At 68.5% G+C, this 15,551-nt stretch carries 18 protein-coding genes; 4 read left to right on the top strand and 14 right to left on the bottom strand.

All coding sequences use genetic code 11. The features are described from left to right. Window positions 1–2 precede the first annotated feature (2 nt). The 14 genes from fliQ to C7455_RS09330 all read right to left on the bottom strand — a co-directional run bounded on the left by fliQ (window position 3) and on the right by C7455_RS09330 (window position 11,530). Window positions 3–269 carry a flagellar biosynthesis protein FliQ gene (gene fliQ, locus C7455_RS09395; protein ID WP_109667645.1) on the bottom strand — a complete coding sequence of 89 codons (267 nt, stop codon included), beginning with the start codon at window positions 267–269 and terminating at the stop codon, window positions 3–5. Window positions 270–274: 5 nt separating this feature from the next. After that, a complete protein-coding gene (fliP, locus tag C7455_RS09390) occupies window positions 275–1,018 on the bottom strand; it encodes a flagellar type III secretion system pore protein FliP (RefSeq protein WP_109667643.1) in 744 nt (247 codons plus the stop codon). Beyond that, on the bottom strand, window positions 1,015–1,299 hold the full coding sequence (locus tag C7455_RS09385) for a hypothetical protein (protein WP_109667642.1): 285 nt from the start codon (window positions 1,297–1,299) through the stop codon (window positions 1,015–1,017). Before C7455_RS09385 ends, fliP begins: the two co-directional genes overlap by 4 nt. A gap of 203 nt (window positions 1,300–1,502) precedes the next feature. Beyond that, a complete protein-coding gene (fliN, locus tag C7455_RS09380) occupies window positions 1,503–1,745 on the bottom strand; it encodes a flagellar motor switch protein FliN (RefSeq protein WP_245904302.1) in 243 nt (80 codons plus the stop codon). Window positions 1,746–1,844: 99 nt separating this feature from the next. Next, a complete protein-coding gene (fliM, locus tag C7455_RS09375; RefSeq protein WP_109667635.1) occupies window positions 1,845–2,807 on the bottom strand; it encodes a flagellar motor switch protein FliM in 963 nt (320 codons plus the stop codon). A 12-nt stretch (window positions 2,808–2,819) separates the two neighbouring features. After that, a complete protein-coding gene (locus C7455_RS09370; protein WP_109667633.1) occupies window positions 2,820–3,407 on the bottom strand; it encodes a flagellar basal body-associated FliL family protein in 588 nt (195 codons plus the stop codon). A 13-nt stretch (window positions 3,408–3,420) separates the two neighbouring features. Then, window positions 3,421–4,728 carry a flagellar hook-length control protein FliK gene (locus C7455_RS09365; RefSeq protein WP_109667632.1) on the bottom strand — a complete coding sequence of 436 codons (1,308 nt, stop codon included), beginning with the start codon at window positions 4,726–4,728 and terminating at the stop codon, window positions 3,421–3,423. 64 nt (window positions 4,729–4,792) lie between these two features. Continuing rightward, the gene (locus C7455_RS09360) at window positions 4,793–5,206 is read right to left on the bottom strand and encodes a hypothetical protein (RefSeq protein ID WP_109667630.1); all 414 of its coding nucleotides are present in this window, start codon (window positions 5,204–5,206) and stop codon (window positions 4,793–4,795) included. After that, on the bottom strand, window positions 5,203–6,465 hold the full coding sequence (locus tag C7455_RS09355; RefSeq protein WP_425450637.1) for a FliI/YscN family ATPase: 1,263 nt from the start codon (window positions 6,463–6,465) through the stop codon (window positions 5,203–5,205). Before C7455_RS09355 ends, C7455_RS09360 begins: the two co-directional genes overlap by 4 nt. A 62-nt stretch (window positions 6,466–6,527) precedes the next feature. After that, complete coding sequence (locus C7455_RS09350) at window positions 6,528–7,244, bottom strand: FliH/SctL family protein (RefSeq protein ID WP_109667627.1); 717 nt, start codon at window positions 7,242–7,244, stop codon at window positions 6,528–6,530. 9 nt (window positions 7,245–7,253) lie between these two features. After that, window positions 7,254–8,315, bottom strand: a complete 1,062-nt coding sequence (gene fliG, locus C7455_RS09345; RefSeq protein ID WP_109667626.1) for a flagellar motor switch protein FliG — start codon at window positions 8,313–8,315, stop codon at window positions 7,254–7,256. Continuing rightward, the gene (gene fliF, locus C7455_RS09340) at window positions 8,312–10,012 is read right to left on the bottom strand and encodes a flagellar basal-body MS-ring/collar protein FliF (RefSeq protein WP_109667624.1); all 1,701 of its coding nucleotides are present in this window, start codon (window positions 10,010–10,012) and stop codon (window positions 8,312–8,314) included. The genes fliG and fliF overlap by 4 nt, the downstream gene beginning before the upstream one ends. 49 nt (window positions 10,013–10,061) lie before the next feature. Next, window positions 10,062–10,376, bottom strand: coding sequence for a flagellar hook-basal body complex protein FliE (gene fliE / locus C7455_RS09335; protein WP_109667623.1), 315 nt, complete (start codon window positions 10,374–10,376; stop codon window positions 10,062–10,064). A gap of 14 nt (window positions 10,377–10,390) precedes the next feature. After that, window positions 10,391–11,530 carry a sigma-54 interaction domain-containing protein gene (locus C7455_RS09330; RefSeq protein ID WP_281269408.1) on the bottom strand — a complete coding sequence of 380 codons (1,140 nt, stop codon included), beginning with the start codon at window positions 11,528–11,530 and terminating at the stop codon, window positions 10,391–10,393. 355 nt (window positions 11,531–11,885) lie between these two features. Here C7455_RS09330 and C7455_RS09325 point away from each other — a divergent pair, with 355 nt between their 5' ends. From C7455_RS09325 to cheB, 4 genes are all read left to right on the top strand, one after another. Further along, window positions 11,886–12,194, top strand: a complete 309-nt coding sequence (locus C7455_RS09325) for a hypothetical protein (RefSeq protein ID WP_109667621.1) — start codon at window positions 11,886–11,888, stop codon at window positions 12,192–12,194. A 135-nt stretch (window positions 12,195–12,329) separates the two neighbouring features. After that, on the top strand, window positions 12,330–13,541 hold the full coding sequence (locus tag C7455_RS09320; RefSeq protein WP_109667620.1) for a chemotaxis protein CheA: 1,212 nt from the start codon (window positions 12,330–12,332) through the stop codon (window positions 13,539–13,541). Next, window positions 13,538–14,380 (top strand): CheR family methyltransferase, encoded by an 843-nt coding sequence (locus C7455_RS09315; protein ID WP_109667618.1) that lies wholly within the window; start codon window positions 13,538–13,540, stop codon window positions 14,378–14,380. Before C7455_RS09320 ends, C7455_RS09315 begins: the two co-directional genes overlap by 4 nt. Further along, on the top strand, window positions 14,377–15,540 hold the full coding sequence (cheB, locus tag C7455_RS09310) for a chemotaxis-specific protein-glutamate methyltransferase CheB (protein ID WP_109667617.1): 1,164 nt from the start codon (window positions 14,377–14,379) through the stop codon (window positions 15,538–15,540). Before C7455_RS09315 ends, cheB begins: the two co-directional genes overlap by 4 nt. Window positions 15,541–15,551: the final 11 nt, after the last annotated feature.

The following is a 15,551-nucleotide window of genomic DNA, read 5'->3' as shown; positions in this document are numbered from 1 at the left end:
CCTTACCGGATCGTTGCGATGGCGTCGAAGATGTAGGTGAAATAATCGGTCATCACCCCCAGCATGAAGCCCGACATCAGCGCCATGGTGGTCAGCACGATACCCAGTTTCGGCACGAAGCTCAGCGTGGCCTCGTTGATCGAGGTGGCCGCCTGCAAGATGCCGATCATCAGACCCACGGCCAGCGCCACGCCCAGCACGGGGCCTGCGGTCAAGATGATGTTCCAAAACGCCAGCCGCAGATGGTCGATGTTCGCGTCGAAATCCATATCCGCTACCCCATCACGAAGCTGGCGGCGATCGAGCCCATGGTCAGCGCCCAGCCATCGACCAGCACGAAGAGCAAAAGCTTGAAGGGCAGCGAGACGATCACGGGCGACAGCATCATCATGCCAAGCGCCATCAGGATCGAGGCGATCACCATGTCGATCACCAAAAAGGGCAGGAACAGCAAAAAGCCGATCTGGAAGGCGGTTTTCAGCTCGGATGTCATGAAGGCGGGCAGCAGGATCGATAGCGGCACGTCGGCCTCGGTCTCGAAGCCCTCGTGGCCCGCGAGATCGGCAAACATCATCAGATCGGCCTCGCGCGTGTTGGCGAGCATGAAGCGGGTGATGATCACGCGCGCCTCCTCCAGCGCGGGTTCGGCGGCAATTTCGCCATCCAGATAGGGCGCAAGCGCGCGGTCGTTGATCTGGGTCAGGACGGGCTGCATCACGAAAAAGGTCAAGAACAGCGCAATGGCGATTAGCACCTGATTGGGCGGCGTCGATTGCGTGCCAAGCGCTTGCCGCAGGATCGACAGCACGATGATGATGCGGGTAAAGGCGGACATGCCCAGCACGATGGAGGGCAGCACCGTCAGCGCGGTCATCAGCGCCAGAACCTGGAAGGACAGCGAATAGGTGGTCGCGCCCTCGGCCTCGGTCAGGGTCAGGGCGGGCAGGGCGGCCTGGGCGGCGGCGGCATCCACGCCCAGCAGCAGCGCGATGGCGGCAAGGGGAATGAGACGTATCATGCCGCATCCTCTGCGCCGCGGTTGGCCACCGGCCCAAGGTCGAGCATCTGGCCGCCGCCGCGACGGCTGCCTATCACAAGGACCATGCGGCCTTCGGCTTCCAGCAGCAGGGCGCGCCCCTCGGGGCCAAGCGTCAGCGCTTCGCGCAGATGCAGGCGGCGATTGCCTGAAAGGCGCTTGGACAGGCCCGTCTTGTTGCGCTGCACAAGCGCCCAGACGCCGATCAGCGCGGCCATGAACAGGCCCACGATCAGCAGACGGTCAGGGGTCAGTTGGTCCATGGGCAAGGGTGCTCCGCTTCAGGGTCAGTGACCTGAACGGGGCAGGAATCGTGCCAAGGACCTGGTGGGGCCGCCCGATTGCCGCGGGCGCGCTGGAAGAGGGGGCTCTGCCCCCGTCGCGCAGGCGCGCCTCCCCCGGGATATTTGGGAAACAGAGAAGTGGGGGCGCCTGCGCCTGTGGGGAGGGCGGTCGTGGCCCGGGTTCAGATGCTTTCGGCGCGCGTGCGCGGGTCGACGATGTCGCCAAATCGGATGCCGAAACGCTCGCCCACCACCACCACCTCGCCGGTTGCGATCTGGGTGCCGTTCACCAAGATGTCGAGCGGGTCGCCCGCCATGCGGTCAAGCTCCACCACCGCGCCCTCGCTCAGGCGCAAAAGGTCCTCGATGGTGATCTGGGTGCGGCCGACCTCGACGGTCATGCGCACCTTGACGCTGGCGAGCATGCCCAGCCCTTTGGCGCTTGCGCTCACCTGCGGATCAGAGGGCTCGGGGGCCGGGGTCGTTGCGGTCATTGCGGTCTCTCCTTGGGTGAGCAAAAGGGGTCAGCGGCGCAGGCGCCGGGTCAGGTTGATGGCGGCATGGCCGGACTGGCTGCCGATGTCGCCTGCGAAATAGGGCTTGTCCTCCACCAGCAGCACGGGCGCGGGCGACAGGTCGACCGGCACCACATGGCCGGGCGTCAGACGGTCGAGCGCGGCCAAGGGAACGCTGGGTTCGGCCAGCCGCGCGGTCACGGTCAGCGGCACCGCCATCACCGCGCGGTGCAGCCTCTCGCGCCAGGTGATGTCGTCGTCGATCACGTCGGACTGCATCCGCGAGCGCAACTGGGCTGCCAGCGGCTTGAGCGCCTGCAACGGGTAGAGGATGTCGAGGTTGGCGGGGTCCGCGTCGGGCAGCTGGATGATGAAGGAGCAGTTGACCACAAGGTCCTTGCCTTCGACGAAGGTGGCGAACTGCAGGTTCTCTTCCTGGCTTGCCACCTGAAAGGTGAGGGGCGAGAGATCGCGCCACGCCGCCTCCAGCGCACGGTTCAGACCCTCGGTCACCAGTTCGATCACCCGGGCCTCGGTCGCGGTAAATTCGTTGCGCCGGTTGGGCAGGTTGCGGATCGCACCGCCGTAATAGGCATCGGTCAGAAGCGACACGAAATCGGGGTGCAGCGTGATCATGGAGGTGCCGCGCAGGGGCTCGATCCGGCTGATCGTGAGGCTGGTGAAATTGTCCAGCTCGTCGGAATACTGCGCGAAGGTCTTGATTTCCGGCGGAAAACTGGAGATCCGCGGATGCATGCGCAAGAATGGCAGGAACACCGGCCGCGCAAGGCGGCAGAAGCGTTCGTTGATCATGCGCAGCCCGTAGTAATCGCCCAGCATCGCGCGGTTGTCGGAGCCGAAGCGGTAGGGTTTCGCCTCGGTCGTTTCGGCGCCGCTGTCGCCGTCAAGATCGCGCAACCCGTCGACAAGGGCCGCGACCTCGAAGGAAGAAAGCTTGTGTGTGCTTGCCATGGTGGCCGGGCCCTATTGCAGAACGAAGGAGGGGAAGAAGACGTCTTCGACGCCGCCGAAGCCTTCGAGACGGGTGAGCCGCGCGTTGATCGCCTCGGCCAGCGCCGTGGCCAGCGCCGCGCGCCCCTCGGCGCCCGCGACGCCCTCTTCGGGAAAGCCCGAGATCACGGCCAGCATATCGGAGCGGATCGCCATGGCGTGGCGTTCGATATTTGCGATGACCTGCGCGTCGTATTGGGTCGATACACCGACCTGCACCTGCAGGAAGCGGCGCGATCCGGCGAGGTTCGTGGTCAGCGCGTCGGGGAATTCATAGTAGCTGGTCAGGAAGGGGCTTTCCTCGGGGCTGGGGCGCGGCACGCGCTCGGGCGTGACCTCGCCTGCGGCCTCGGGGCCTGAGGCGGAAGAGAGCATTGGAACGGCCCCTTGGTCGATCAGGCGCAGCACCTCTTCGGCGGGCGAGAGACCGCCACCGGCATGGAACATGCCCGCGGCAAAGCCCCCCGCGCCAAGGCCAGCACCCGCGACAAGCAGGGCAACGCCGCGAAGCAGGCGGCCGAGGAAGCCACGGCGGGGCGGGGTGACAGTCTGGTCGGTCATGGTCGGGTCATCCTCAGGCGATCAGGTCGATCCGGCGGTCGCGTGGCGCGCCTCCGGCTTGTGGGGGGGGGGCGGTGGCGTCGGGCCGGGCTTGGCCTGGCTGCGCGTGGGTATCGGTCGCGCGCTCGCGGCCAGATTGGCCGTTCTGGCCGCCGGTGCCCGCGCTGTGCTGGCCAAGGTCCAGCCCCGCGCGCGCCAGCGCCTCGGCCAGCCGGTGCTGGCTGTCGGTGAACAGCCGCGCGGCCTCGGGCGTCTGGGTGACGATGGCGACATGGGCGGTGCCGTCCGTCACCTCGAGCCGCAAGGTGACATGGCCAAGCGCCTCGGGGTCGAGGCGGATTTCCATCACACCGCCATTGCCGAAGCTGCGCAGGCTGGCCGTGGCGGCCAGTTCGGCGGCCAGATCCAGCGGCCAGTCGGCGCTTGCCATGGGGATCACGGGCGCGGCGGCGGGGGCGGCGTTGCCTGTGGTCTGGGTGGGCGCGGGGGCGGGCGCGTGGGAAATGGAAACTGTGACCGGTCGGGGCGTCTCGGCCTGGAGCGGGGCCTCCGGCGGGAAGGCGGGGGCGGGTTCGGGCTTGCCGGACATGGCCTCCGGCTCCGGGGTCATCCGCAGCGGCGCCGCGTCGGGGCGAGGAGCCGTCCGGCCCGGACCCGTGGCATCGCCGAGCGCGCCGGTTTTGTCGATGTCGGTCTTGTCTGCGACTGTCTTGCCGGTCGCGGTGGTCTCGGTCGCCATGATCGCCCCGCCAGACGCGGTGGCCGGATCTGGCGGGGTGACGGGTGGTTCCGCCATGCCGGGTTGGCCAAGGTCGGTCAGCCCGGCCTGATCGCCCTCTGGCGTGACGTCCGTCGCCGCGGGCGCGTCCCCGGTCCATGACTGCGGCGCCTCGGGCAACTGCGGTTGCACTACGGCAGGCGTGCCGGGCGGATCGGAAGGTGTCTTGTCCTCCGTCGTGGCAACCGTCTCCCCGGTCGGGGTGTCGGGCAGGACTTCGGCTTGGGCCTCCGCCTCCGATGATTGGGGCATGCCGTCTTGTGGTGCGGTCACGGGCACGGGCCGCAGCAACTGCGCAAGAACATCGGGAACGGTGTCGGACGCCGCGCCCTCGACCTCGGCCTCGGCCTTGGTGCCGGGCTGGTCGCTTGGCACGGCAGGCGCACCCGGCAGGTCGACAGCGGGCGGCAGGTCGAGCAGCAGGGCAAAGGATTGCGGCTGCCCCGGTCCCGCACCCGGCTGCACCGGCGCCGCAAGATCGCCCACACCCGCGAGAGGGGCGTGGGGGACGGTGCCAGGATCGAGAAGGGGCATCGGGGTCATGGTCTGGACGGGTCCGGGTTGGGCTGCGACGCAGGCGGTGTTGCAAGGGCGATGCCAAGCCGTGTCACGACCGGCGGCCCTGTTCCGTGCGGGCGATCTCGGCCCGGGTTTCGCGGGCGGCCATGGCCGAGCGGCGGGCGTGCTCGGCGCGGTCCTCGTGCAGGCGCAGGGTGGCGGTGGCGGCCGCCATGCGGGTCTGTTCGGCCTGCGCCTCGGCCTGGGCCTCGGAGGCCCGGTCTTGGCTTTTTCCCAGTTCGGCCTGAAGCGCGTTGCCCAGCCACAACGCGCTGGCCAGCGCACCGACCGTGCCGCCCGCAAGGCCCGCGCCGCGCGCCGTCAGCAGACCCGCGATTCGCTCGGCCATGGCCGTCGCATCGGCCGCACCGGCCCGGGCTGAGACCAGCGCGCGGGCGCGCAGGGCAAGATCGCGGCGCGCGCGCAGCGCCATCAGGCGGGCGCGATGCTCGGGTGTGCTCATGGGGTGGCTGTGAGCGAAAGAAGCGCGGTGCGCGCGTCTTGCAAGGGCGCGGCCTCGTGCCGGTCCTGCCCGATGAAGGCGGTGATCGCGGGCCAGACGCGGATCGCCTCGTCCAGTTCGATGTCCTGACCGGGCACATAGGCGCCCATCAGCATCATGTCGCGGTTTTCCAGATAAAGCGCGATCAGGCGGCGGAGGCGGCGCGCGGCGGCGTCATGGGCGGGGTCGACGATGTCGTTCATCACCCGGCTGACCGATTGCGGCAGGTCGATGGCCGGGAAGATGCCCATCTGCGCCTGCGCGCGCGACAAGACGATGTGACCATCCAGAATGGCGCGCGCGGTGTCGACCACGGGGTCGCTCGTGTCATCGCCATCGGCGAGCACGGTGTAGAAGGCGGTGATCGACCCCTCGCCGGCCAGACCGGGGCCAGCGCGTTCGATCAGCGTGGGCAACAGCGACACGACCGAGGGTGGATAGCCCCGCGATGTGGGCTGTTCGCCCAGTGCCAGCCCGATCTCGCGCCGCGCATGGGCCACGCGGGTGAGCGAGTCGAGGATCAGCATGACGCGCTTGCCCTTGGCGCGGAAGTATTCGGCGATGGCGGTGGCGCGGTTGGCGGCGCGGATGCGCAACAAGGGCGAGCGGTCGGCGGGGACGGCGACAACGACGGTCTTGTACGCCGATCCGCCCTTCATCACCTGTCCGACAAAGGCGCCGACCTCTCGCGCGCGTTCGCCGATCAGGCCCACGACGACGACATCGGCCTCGGTGTTGCGGGTCAGCATCTCGATCAGGACCGATTTGCCGACGCCCGAGCCCGCCACGATTCCGACGCGCTGGCCAAGGCCCACGGTCAGCGCGGCGTTGATCAGGCGCACGCCCACATCCAGAGCCTCGGCCACGGGCTGGCGGGCGAGCGGGTTTACGACATGGCCCGCAAGTGGCCACGGATCGGGGCAGTCGGGGTCAGGGCGGCCATCCAGCGGCGCGCCTTGCGCGTCGATCACCCGGCCCAGCAAGCCTTCGCCCATCTGCGCGTGGTGTCCACCGGGCATGCGGCGGACCATGGCGCCCACCGTGATGCGCGAGCCGGGCTGTTCGAGGAACAAGAGGTTGCGCCCCTCGGCAAAGCCCACGACCTCGCCCAGCACATGGCCGCCATCCTCGGTCTCGATGCGGGCGAGCGTGCCGGGGCTGGCGGGAAAGCCCGCGCATTCGAGGATCAGGCCGTCATAGCGCAGCACGCGCCCCGACATGGTGGGGCGTTCGGGCGGGGCGATTCGGCCCGTCAGCGTGACGATGCGGTCGAGGACAGGGCTCATCGCGGGCTGCCTGCGAGGATGTCCTCGATCACGATATCGCCCATGCGGATCACCGCGTCGCCGCGCGCAAGGCTTGCGTCGGCGACAAAGCGGCCAGCGGGCGCGTCGGGTTCCAGCGCCGCCAGATCGGCGGGGTTGAGCGTGATTTGGGCCATGGCCCCCGTGCGGGCGATGCGGGCGGCCAGCGCCTCGATCCTTGCGCGGAAAGGGGCGGGGTTGGCGTCGATCGCCATGCCCGCCCGGTCGGCGGCAAGCCGCAAGACCGCGGCCTCGACCGCCGCAAACAGGCTTGCAACCGCCGCCTCGGAGGCATCGGCCAGACTGTCGGCTGCGCTCAGAAGGGCGCTGCGCGCCTCCGTCAGGTCGCGGGCGGCTCTGGCCATCGCTTCGGCATGGCCTCGGGCATGGCCGTCGGCAAGGGCGGCGTCGATCAGCGCCTCGGCCTCGGCGCGACCTTCGGCGCGGGCCTCGGCGCGCAGGGCGTCGAGGTCGATCGCGGGCGGAGTCGGGGCAGGGTGAAACCCCGCATCGGGGGTTTGCGGGGGCAGGTCTGCGCGCGGCGCTGCCGCGACCGGCGCCGGGGCGGCCTGAAAGCCGGGTGTGCCGGCCCCGACTTGCGCAGGCAGCGCGGGGGTGGCGCGAAAGGCCCCGCCCTCGCGGATCAGGCGCATGATCTCGGCATGGTCGATGGCTTCGGGGGAAAGGTCTTGCATGGGTCAGCCTCAGACCATCTTCTCGCCGCCGCGACCGGCCAGCGTGATCTTGTCCTCGTCGGCCATGCGGCGCGCGATGGCGATGATCTGTTTTTGCGCCTCTTGCACCACGCTGAGACGCACCGGGCCAAGCGCTTCCATCTCGTCGCGGATATTTGCGGCGGCGCGTGCCGACACGCAGGACAAAAGCCTGTCGCGCACCGCTTCGTCCGCGCCCTTCAGTGCCAGCACCAGCTGTTCGGTGTCGATCTCGCGCAGAAGCGTCTGCAGCGCGCGGTCGTCGGATTTCACGAGGTTCTCGAAGACGAACATGTTGTCCTGCAACGCCTCCATCAGAACCTTGTCTTCCTTGCGGATGTCGCGCAGCACGCGGCTTTCCATGTCCTGACGGGTGAAGTTGAGGATGCGGGCGGCGGCCTTGATGCCGCCGATCTGGCTGGAGCGCAGCGTGGTGTTGGCGTTGAACTTGCGCTGCATCACGTCCTCGAGGTCGCGCAGCGCCTCGGGCTGGACTGTGGTCAGCTGCGCGATGCGCTGGACGATCTCGGGCTGGATCTCTTCGGGCAGCAGGCGCAGCACTTCGGCGGCCTGCGCGGGATCAAGGGCGGCCACGACCAGTGCCACGATCTGCGGATGCTCGTCATGGATCAACTCGGCAATCGAGGAGGCATCCATCCAGTCGAGGATCTCGATCGGGCGGTCGCTGGAGGCGGGCGTGATCCGGCTGAGGACAGATTGCGCCTTGGTGCTGCCAAGGGCATCGTTGAGGATCGTGCGCACGAACTGGCTGGCGCCGACGCCAAGGCCCGACTGGGTGCGCAGACGTTCGAACACCTCTTCCAGCACGGCATTGACGGTGGCGTGGCTGACGCCCGACAGGCCATACATCGCCCCGCCCAAGGCCTGCACTTCGGACGGAGAGAGGGATTTGAGGATCTCCGACGCGACCTCTTCGCCAAAGAGCATCATCAAGATCGCGGCCTTGTCGACCGGCGACAGGTTGGCAGCGGCGCTGACGCGCGGCTGGCCGGGCAGGGTGCCGTTTTGCGGGACGCGGGTCAGGGCGGTCATGTGCGGCGCGCCTCGGTTTCACTGAGCATGCCCGAGATGACCGAGGCGATGCGGCCCGCCTCGGCACGGCCCAGCAGGCGCAGCGCGGTCACCTTTTCCTCGTAGCTCAGTTGCGGCTCGGCCTCATAGGGCGTGCCCTCCGGGTCGCCCGACAGGCGCGCGCGCAGGGCCGAGAGGGATTCGCCCTGACCCACCTCGATGGCATCGCCAAAGCCCACCGGCGCAAGGCCCGGCATCGCGCTGGCCAGGGGCGCCTGCGGCAAAAGCCGCGACAGGAGCGGGCGCACGACACCCAGCACCACGATGGCCAGGATCGCAAGCTGCGCCAGCGTGCGGCCGAGGCCCGGAAGCCAATCGGATTCGGCCAGCGACGGGGCGGCCATCAGGTCCTCGACCGGCATGAAGGCCGCGGACGAGACGGTGACAAGATCGCCGCGGGTGTCGTCAAAGCCAATGGCGGTGCGGGTCAGCGTCTCGACCATCTCGATCAGGCCAGCGGCGGGCACGGCTTCGCCCTCGGGGGCGTCGGGGGTGCGCAAAAGGACGGCGGCATTGATCCGGGTCACCGTGGGCACGACCATCATGCGGGTTTCCACCTGACGGCTGACCTCGTAGTTGCGCACGAAGCTGGTGCTGCTGCTGCCGGTGGGGCCGGCCTCCGCGTCGGGGTCGGCATTGGCATCGACAAGATCGGCGGCGGGCGGTGGGCTGTTGGCCACGGCGCCGGGAATGCCCATGGCCGGGCCTGCGCTGTTGCCGTCAAAGCTGCCCTGTTCGCTGCGCAGCGCGGTGGCGTCAGGGCTGAAATCCTCGCGCATCACTTCGGAGCGGGTGAAATCCATGTCGAGTGTCACCTCGACGGCGGCATTGCCGGTGCCCACGATGGGCGTGACAAGGGCCAGAATGCGCTCGCGCAGCATCTGTTCCATCTCGCGGCGCTGGCGCATCTGGGCCGAGCCCTCTTCGGCCATGGCGTCGCCGCCCTCGGGCGTGGACAAAAGCCGCCCGGACTGGTCGACGACCGAGACCGCATCGGGCCCCATCTCGGGCACCGCACCCGCGACAAGGCCGATGATGGCGCGCACCTGTGCGGCGCTCAGGCTCTGGCCGGTGCCAAGCTGCAAGACGACGGACGCCGAGGCCTCTTCTCGGTCGCGCAAAAAGGCGCTGCGTTCTGGCAGGGCCAGATGCACGCGGGCGGCGCGCACGGGCTGCAGTTCGGCGATGGAGCGGGCAAGGTCCAGCTCCAGCATCCGCCTGAGCCGCGCCGCCTCGACCGAGCGCGAAGTGCCCAGCGGCATGTCGGTGATCGCGGCCATGCCGTCGGGCGTGCCCTGCGGCAGACCCTCGGCGGCCAGCGCCATGCGGGCGCGGTGGTATTCGGCGGAGGCCACGGTCAGCGCGCCGGTGGACGGGTCGAGGCGCGCGTCGAAGCCTTGGGCCTGCAACAGTTCCATCGCGCGGGCCTTTTCGCCTTCGGGCAGGCCGTTTTGCAGCGAGATGCGATCTGCGGGGCTGAGCGCGAGGTAGACCATCAGGCCCAACGCCACCACCGTCAGCACCGCGATGGCGGGCAGCGCACGGCGCAGGGCGGGTTGGGTGATCAGCCGGTCGGCCTGCATCATCATGGCCCGCGCGCGGGCGGGCAGGCCACCTGCGGCGCCGCCGGGCACGAGGGATGCGGTCTGGGGTTCCATCAAGATCGTCCTTGCTGTCGTCAGGGCTGTCGGTGGGGCCGGGTCCGGGTCAGACCGGCATGTTCATGATGTCGCGGTAGGCGCCGAGCGCCTTGTTGCGGACCTGCAGCGTCATCTCGAACCCCAGCGATGAGACCTGCTGCTGCACCATGACAGCGGCCAGATCGTCGGTGCGGCCCAGTTCGAAATCGCTGGCCATCCGGCTGGCCTGGTTCTGTTCGCGCGCGACCTGTTGCAGCGCATCGCCGATGCGTTCGGAAAACCCCGTGCCCTGATCGGCCGTGGCCGTGGAAGGGCGCTGAACCTGCGGGGATTGCGCGGCGGCAAGAACGCTCTGGGAGCCGGTGACGCCTGAGATCGACATGGGCTGCCGTCCCGTCAGGCGGCCAGCCGTGCGGCCAGCACGGCGGTGGACCGGCGGGCGCTCAGCATGATGTGTTCGGGGCCGATGCGGCCACCCTCGGCCAGCACGATGGCGCGCTGCATGACGTTTTCCAGCTCGCGCACATTGCCCGGCCAGGCGTGGTCGGCCAGCAGGTCGCAGGTTTCGGGCGAGAGCAGCGGCAGCGCCGTGCCGGTGATCGCATGGCGGCGCAGCAGGGATTGGGCCAGAACGGGGATGTCTTGTGGCCGGTCGGCCAGCGCCATGGTGTCGAGCGGAAAGACGTTGAGACGGTAGAGCAGGTCTTCGCGGAAGCGGCCTTCGCGCACCTCAAGCTCCATGTCGCGGTTCGAGGTGGCGATGACGCGGATGTCGACGGCGACCTCCTTGGTGCTGCCAAGCGGCGTCACGACGCGTTCTTGCAGCACGCGCAAAAGCTTGGCCTGAAGACCCAGCGGCATTTCCGAGATTTCATCGAGCAGCAGCGTGCCGCCGTCGGCCGCGCGCAAGATGCCGACATTGGCGGCCTGCGCGCCGGTGAACGATCCCTTTTCATGACCGAAGAGGATCGCCTCCAGCATGTTTTCGGGGATGGCGGCGCAGTTGATGGCGACAAAGGGCTTGGCCGCGCGGGGGGATCGCGCGTGGATCTGGCGCGCCAGAACCTCTTTGCCGGACCCGGTGGGGCCGTTGATGAAGACGCTGACGTCAAAGCGGGCGACGCGGGCGGCCATGTCGATCAGCGCGCCCGTGGCGGGGTCGGCGGCGGCCATGTCGGAGAGGGGGGACGCGATCAGGTCAACCAGCGCCATCAGCGCGCCGTCGCGCAGCGGATCGGCGGGGCCTGCGGGCAGGGTGACCCTTAGCAGGCGGCCGCCCAGATCCTCGGTCACGGTGAAGGCGTCGCCATCGGCCACGCTGACGATGCGGGTCGCGCCCAGTGCCTTGGCGGCCTCGACCAGCCCACGGGTACCGCCCATCGCGACGTCGGTCGCGGCACCGCAGATCATGGTGACCGCACCCTTGCCATCCTCGCCCAGCGTGTCGCGGGTGACGGAAAACCGGCGGCGCGCCAGCAGGTCGGCAAGGCCCGTGGCGCGCGGCAGGTCGGCGTCGATCATGTGCAGCTTGGTCATGGCGAAATCCCCTTGTCTGGTCGCAATGGGATAAGCAGGGATCGTGCCAGCTCGCGTGAATTCATTTTATAACATGAAAACAATGATCTGAAGTATGGCCTTTCGGCTTGTGGGTCGGCGGCGTCGATTTTCCGGCGGCTTCCCCGGCCCAGCGCCGTCGCTGTCGGAAAGCCGACGGACCCATGGTTGTGGGCCGCTATCCACCCGCTGACGCACGATGCCCAACTGGCCCGCGCGGATTATCGAAAGACAAAATAGTCGCAAAAGATATGACCCGCTTTCGGGGTCCGCCCCTCAACAATCCCCGCATGACGCCGTTCTTGCCCAAGATCATTCCCGACACGGCAGGCAGTCCATGTTGTCCAAGACATATCATCTCAAGTTCCCGAGCCTCGATGCCGCACAGATCGCGGCGCCCTTCGTCACCGAGACGCTGGGGGCGGCCATTCCCGAATGCCACCTGTCCGGGCTGACCGTCCTGATCAGCAAGGAGGGCGATATCTCGGTCAATCTGTTTTTCCCCTCGGTCGCCGATCTCAAGACCTTCGAGAAAAAGCACGGGGGGTTCGTCGACATGATGAAGAAGACCTTCTTGTTCCGCAGCACCGGCTTTGACGGGGTCTGCATTTTCAATTTCGACGCCAGCTCCGACAGCGCGGCCTGATCCCTCAAGGGTCCGGTCCGGGCATTCGGACATGGCATGCAGGTTGCACAATCGCTCTTGCCCCCGCGGCGCGACTGGACGGGCAGGGGCCTAAGGGCGGCGCAGCTTTGAGCCCGCAAACATGAGGACGAACGCATGACAGCCGAGGTCGATACCGAGGCGAGAGCAGCAGCCGGGGGCGCGCTATTGCGCGTCTCGTCCGACAAGATCGGGCGGCTGATGGATCTTGTGGGCGAGCTGTCGCTGTCGGTTGCCGAAACGGTGGGCTCCGCAGATCTGGCGGGCCTTGACCTGACCGATTTCGAGGCCGCGGCTCATCGTCTGTCGATGATCGTGCGCGAGGTTCAGGATGCCGCGACCGAATTGCGGCTGGTGCCCGTGGCCGAGGTGTTCCGCCGCCTCAAGCGCACGATCCGCGAGCTGGAACGCGAGACCGGCAAGAGCTTTGATCTGGTGATCGAGGGTGAAGAGACCGCCATCGACAAACTGGTGGCCGACCGTCTTTACGATCCGCTTTTGCATGTCGTGCGCAATTCCGCCGATCACGGCATCGAGCCGCCCGAGGATCGCCGCGCCGCCGGCAAACCCGAGAAGGGCCGTATCCTTTTGGCCGCAGCCCAGGTGGGCAGCGAGGTGCGCATCCGTGTGGCCGATGACGGGCGCGGGCTGTCGCGGGAGAAGATCCTGAAAAAGGCCCGAGAGCGCGGCTTTTTCGGCCCCGAGGAAGAACCGGAGCCCGCGCAACTGTGGAAGATGATCTTCGAGCCCGGCTTTTCCACCGCCGAGGCCGTCACCACCCTGTCGGGGCGGGGCGTCGGCATGGACGTGCTCAACACCACGATGAAGGATCTGCGCGGCCGCATCGCCGTGGACAGCGCCGAGGCGCAGGGCACGACCGTGTCGCTGCACATCCCGGTGTCGCTCGCGTTCCTCGACAGCATCTTGCTGAGGCTCGGGCGGCAGCTGTTCACCGTTCCGGTCGAGGACATCTCGGAAATCGTCAAGCCTGCCGCCGCCGACCTGATCCGCGTCTCGGCGCGGGGCGGGCAGGAAATGCTGCAACTGCGCGGCGTTTTGGTGCCGGTCTGCCGGTTGGAAACCTTTTACCGGGGCCTGCCGCCGGCGGACAAGCCGCTGTCGGACATGGTGGCCATCGTCTTCAACACCGCCGCAGGCCCGATCGCGGTGCCGATCGACGAGGTGATGGACCGCCAGCAGGTCGTGATGAAGCCCCTGTCGGGCGCGTTGGCGCAAGTGCGGGCAAGCTGGGGCTGCGCGCTACTGGCCTCGGGCGAGGTCGCCATCGTGCTGGATTGCGAGCGTCTGGCCGCGGAGGCGCTCAGATGATCCTCGAGCCCTTCTTGCCGATATCGCCTGACCCGGTGCGCGAGGCGCGCGCGCTGGAAGAGGTGCGCGGCTGGCTCAGCGCGCGCTGCGGCATGTCCTATCCCGAACACAAGGATGCGCTTTTGCAGCAACGCCTGTCGCGGGTGATGCGCAGCTTTGCGCTCGACAGCATCGACACGCTGGCGCGCGCCATGTTCACCGAAGCCCGCACCGATGTGCAGCTTGCGGTGATGCATGCCGCCTCGACCAATCACACCTATTTCTTCCGCGAACCCGAGGTGCTGCAAGGCTTCGTCGACACCGTCCTGCCCGAGATCGCGCAGCAGCGGCCGATGCGGATCTGGAGCGCCGCCGCCTCGACCGGTGATGAGGCCTATACCATCGCCATCTTGATCGCCGAACGGCTGGGGATGGAGGCGCTGGAGCGGGTGCAGATCCTTGGCACCGACATCAGCGCGCCGGTGGTGGAACGCGCCGAGCTGGGCGTTTTCCCCGCGCGCCAGTTCACCCAGACAAGCCCGGCGCTGCTGCAGCGCTATTTCACGCCCACGGGCATCGATCAGTATCAGGTGCGCGACCCGCTGCGGGCCGCCTGCACCTTTCGCCGCATGAACCTCAAGGCGCGGTCCTATCCCTTCACCAAGCCTTTCCACGCCGTCTTTTGCCGCAACATCTTGTATTATTTCGACCGGGCCGACCAATTGGCCACGCTCGAGGCGATCCATGACGCGACCGAACCGGGCGGCTGGCTGATCACCTCGGTGACGGAATCGATCCGTGATCTGGGCAGCCGCTGGCAGCCCGTGGCGACCGGCATCTATCGCAAGGTGCTGTCATGATGACCGGCCCCACGGATTTCAGCGTCCTGATCGTGGACGACAGCGCCGTGTTCCGCCGCGTTCTGTCGCGTGGTCTTGATGCCGTCAGCGGCGTGCGCGTGATCGGGTCGGTCGCCAGCGCCGCCGAGGCGCGCGCCTTTCTGGCCGTGCGCCGCCCGGATGTGATCGCGCTCGACATCGAGATGCCGGGTGAGGATGGCCTGTCTTTCCTGCGCGACCAGATGGCGCGCGACCCGATCCCCACGGTCGTGATCTCGGCGCTGACCGCGCGGGGCGTGCGCATCACCATCTCCGCGCTCGAGGCCGGCGCCGTTGATGTCGTGGCCAAGCCCGCGGGCCTTGCCCCCGGCAAGGTCATCCCCGATGGCGGGTTCGAGGACATCGCGGTCCGCTTGCGGTCTGCGGCCACGGCGCGCCTTACGGCCCGCGCGGGCCAGCGCGGCTTTGTCCAGCCGACGACGGCCCCGTTGCCCCTGCGACCGACCGCACCCGCGCCCGCCATCGTCGCCTTGCGCCCCGATTGGGTCATCGCCATCGGCTCGTCCACGGGCGGCGTGCAGGCGCTGACGACCCTTTTGCCGATGCTGCCCGCCGATGGCCCGCCGGTGGCGATCGTGCAGCACATGCCCGAAGGTTTCACCGCCGCTTTTGCCAAGCGTCTCGACACCTTGTGCGCGATGTCCGTGCGCGAGGCGGTCGATGGCGACGCGCTGACCCCCGGCAGCGTGCTGATCGCCCCGGGCGGCGAGCGGCACATGCGGATCGAGACCGAGGCGGGCGTCCTGCGCGCGCGCCTCGTCGACGGGCCGCCGGTCTGTTTCTCGCGCCCGTCGGTCGATGTGATGATGACCTCGCTCGCGGCTGCATGGCCCGCCCGCATCTCGGCCGCGATCCTGACCGGCATGGGCAGTGACGGGGCCGATGGCCTGTTGCGCATCCACGCCAGCGGTGGCCGCACCTTCGCCCAGGACGAGGCCACGTCGCAGATCTACGGCATGCCCGCGCGCGCTTGGGAACGCGGCGGCGCCGAGGACCGCGTGCCGCTCGACCAGATGGCCGCGCGGCTTCTCGCCTCGGTCGGGCGCGCGCCGCCCGATCGCGCCCTGTCCGACCCGGCAGAGTTTGCCACCCGCCCGCCTTCGCGCCTGTTCCAGAGTTGAAAGGACCGCAC

The organism is Roseicyclus mahoneyensis, from assembly GCF_003148775.1.
GTDB classification, from domain to species: Bacteria; Pseudomonadota; Alphaproteobacteria; order Rhodobacterales; family Rhodobacteraceae; genus Roseicyclus; species Roseicyclus mahoneyensis.
This window is presented reverse-complemented; position numbering and strand designations above follow the sequence as displayed.